Source organism: Pyrobaculum sp., assembly GCF_049971835.1.
Classification (GTDB): Archaea; Thermoproteota; Thermoprotei; order Thermoproteales; family Thermoproteaceae; genus Pyrobaculum.
In genome coordinates this window covers 1-2,466 of the sequence record NZ_JBMFKV010000243.1, presented here as the reverse complement: position 1 = coordinate 2,466, position 2,466 = coordinate 1, and the positions used below count along the sequence as shown (strand labels likewise).

The 2,466-nt window shown below is 55.5% G+C and carries 4 protein-coding genes and 1 CRISPR repeat array; all 4 genes read left to right on the top strand.

The window, feature by feature from the left end; translation table 11 throughout:
- The coding region (locus ACP5J3_RS13130) for a hypothetical protein (protein ID WP_428496099.1) at positions 1 to 486 on the top strand (486 nt) is incomplete at its 5' end.
- The gene (locus tag ACP5J3_RS13125) at positions 404 to 709 is read left to right on the top strand and encodes a hypothetical protein (RefSeq protein WP_428496098.1); all 306 of its coding nucleotides are present in this window, start codon (positions 404 to 406) and stop codon (positions 707 to 709) included. The genes ACP5J3_RS13130 and ACP5J3_RS13125, both read left to right, overlap by 83 nt.
- A gap of 31 nt (positions 710 to 740) precedes the next feature.
- A complete protein-coding gene (locus ACP5J3_RS13120; RefSeq protein ID WP_428496097.1) occupies positions 741 to 1,040 on the top strand; it encodes a hypothetical protein in 300 nt (99 codons plus the stop codon).
- 37 nt (positions 1,041 to 1,077) lie between these two features.
- A complete protein-coding gene (locus ACP5J3_RS13115) occupies positions 1,078 to 1,392 on the top strand; it encodes a hypothetical protein (protein ID WP_428496096.1) in 315 nt (104 codons plus the stop codon).
- A 341-nt stretch (positions 1,393 to 1,733) separates the two neighbouring features.
- Positions 1,734 to 2,439: a CRISPR direct-repeat array (repeat unit 25 nt; unit sequence GTTTCAACTATCTTTTGATTTCTGG).
- Positions 2,440 to 2,466 lie beyond the last annotated feature (27 nt).

The window sequence follows — 2,466 nt, the reverse complement described above, 5'->3', positions numbered from 1 at the left end:
GAGGCCGCCGCCGATCCCATAGCCGTGGTGGAGCGTTACGTCAGAGGCGAGGCGGCTCCAAAGTTGCCAGCGGAGGACGAGTGGAGGTGGCTGTGGGGCAAAGTCCTCGAGGACTGCAGGGGCGATCCCCAGCTCCTGGCCAAGAAGATTTGGCTGTGGCGGGAGCCGCTTAAGCGCAAGGCGCCGCCAGCGTACAGGGGGCTGGTGGACTACGTCTGCAAGCTGGCCGAGAGCAACCCCCAGAGCGCCCTGGATCTGGTCAGGGCGTTGGCTGATGGCAGAAAGGTGGAGGTGAGGGCTGTGGAGGAGCGCTTCGACCGCGTTGCCTTTTTCAGAGAGCTTGGGGAGAGGCTTGCGGCTTTTGACGACGTGGCTAAAGCCGTCTACGCCAGGGCGGGGGAGGTTGGGCTGGAGAGGGCGCTTATGGAGAGGTCGGTACTTCGCAGACTTCTACATCTACGGCCAGAGGGCGCTCCGCACCGTTAAGCAACAGTTCGGCGATGTAGACGCCGCGGTTGCGGCTCTCGAGCAGTATGAGAGGGAGCTTGTGGAGAGGCTTGAGGCGGCTCTGGAGGTGGCTAGGTGGGGGAGGCCCGGGGGGCTGATGTACGCCGCGGCGGACGTGCTGAAGGGCGCCCCGGCGCCGGAGGTGCACCCCGCCGTGAAGGCCTACCTCGCCTACGCCAGGAGGTACCTAGGCCTCTCCTAATTCCATATCCACGCTCAGATGTACAGGCGGCATGGCCAGATTGGAGCTGGCCAGGTTTAGGGAGCTGGTGGAGAGGGCGAAGGCGGGCGATGTAGAGGCGAAGAGAGAGCTGGCGAGGATATTAGAAGGAGCTGGCTACGACATCTTCAACGCCGAGAGGCCTGGCAGATTCGAGCCAGTGGAGGACCGCTACGAGCGCTGGGACCGCGACTGGGAGGAGGTGCCGGACGACGCTGAGCGCGTCGAGCGCATAGACGAGGAGTTCGAGCGCCTTGAGGACGACGAGTATCTAGGCGCCAAGAGGGTGAGGCGCCTCTGGCCCGGATATTGAACTCTTTTTCCACATCCTTTGTTTTGTACGCCGCTCCATGGGCAAGAAGAAGATATTAGAGATTATCGAAAGCCGTGGCTACGTCAGGCCTGGGGAGGCAAAGAGCGATAAAAACGTTCTGTACAAACTGTACCGCGCGGGCGTCTTAAAGAGGAGTAAAGTGGGATTACACGTCTATTACTACAGAGACTCTAAACGCCTTGTGTCGGTGGTAATCAAAGAGTTGGTGAACAGAAAAGGCGACGCCCCCCTCTACGTAGAAGTTGAGGAGGAGGTGCCGTGTCTAGAGTGTATAGCTACGCGCAAGTACAAGACGAAACGCGGCACCACCATCTACGTCATCCCCCGGTAACCCCCGCTTTTTCTCCACCCTCTACATTTTTCCTGACCTTGCGTCATACATTTTTCCTGATTCAGGAAAAACGTCCGATTTTAACTCAGGTAAATTGTAGAAGGGATAGTTGAACGCCGCCTTGTTAACACACGGCGAGGTAGTTGAAATATTAGTCAACGCCGTACGTCGCCGAGGCGGCGTCTCTTCACGTCAGACGCTCTTCCTGAGTTAACGTCTGACAATCTTCCTGAATCAGGAAAAACGTACGGCATCAAGTCAGGAAGAATGTAGAGGGTGATGCGGGGCCCCGGGCCCGGCTTTGATTTTCGTCCCGGTTGAACGGAGACACTATGTCTACAGTTTCAACTATCTTTTGATTTCTGGAGTAATCGCGGTGATGGCGGCAATCGTGCTCGCCTGGATGGTTAGGTTTCAACTATCTTTTGATTTCTGGGCGCTGATTTCAGAGCTCCCGAAGGTCCTCGACGAGCTGAAGAAGTTTCAACTATCTTTTGATTTCTGGCGGACTGTGGCCGTCGTTGTACTCCGAGAAGCTCGACGTCACGCTTGTTTAAACTATCTTTTGATTTCTGGTTAGCATTCGAGATGTGCATAGAGCTGTTGCTAGATGTGTAGTTTCAACTATCTTTTGATTTCTGGGAAATGTGCCTGGCGTGATAGCCAGGACGTTTAACAGCTCTGTGTTTCAACTATCTTTTGATTTCTGGGGCTATGTCGCGGCGCGGTATCGCGAGTAGCGCCATGAGGCGGGAGTTTCAACTATCTTTTGATTTCTGGGCCGCGGCCACCTTGTTGTTTCTCTCGCTCATGTGTGAGAGGTTTCAACTATCTTTTGATTTCTGGCTAGAGTCGCCAGGGCTCTGGCCCTCATGGCCAGCGAGGACTGGTTTCAACTATCTTTTGATTTCTGGAGGCGGTATGCAGACAGGCTGTTGAGCACGTTCATTTTGCTGTTTCAACTATCTTTTGATTTCTGGATGTACACGCCCCGCGTCAGAGACAGGGCCACGCTTATGTCTGTTTCAACTATCTTTTGATTTCTGGGTAGGGCGCGACCGCGCGCATCTACAG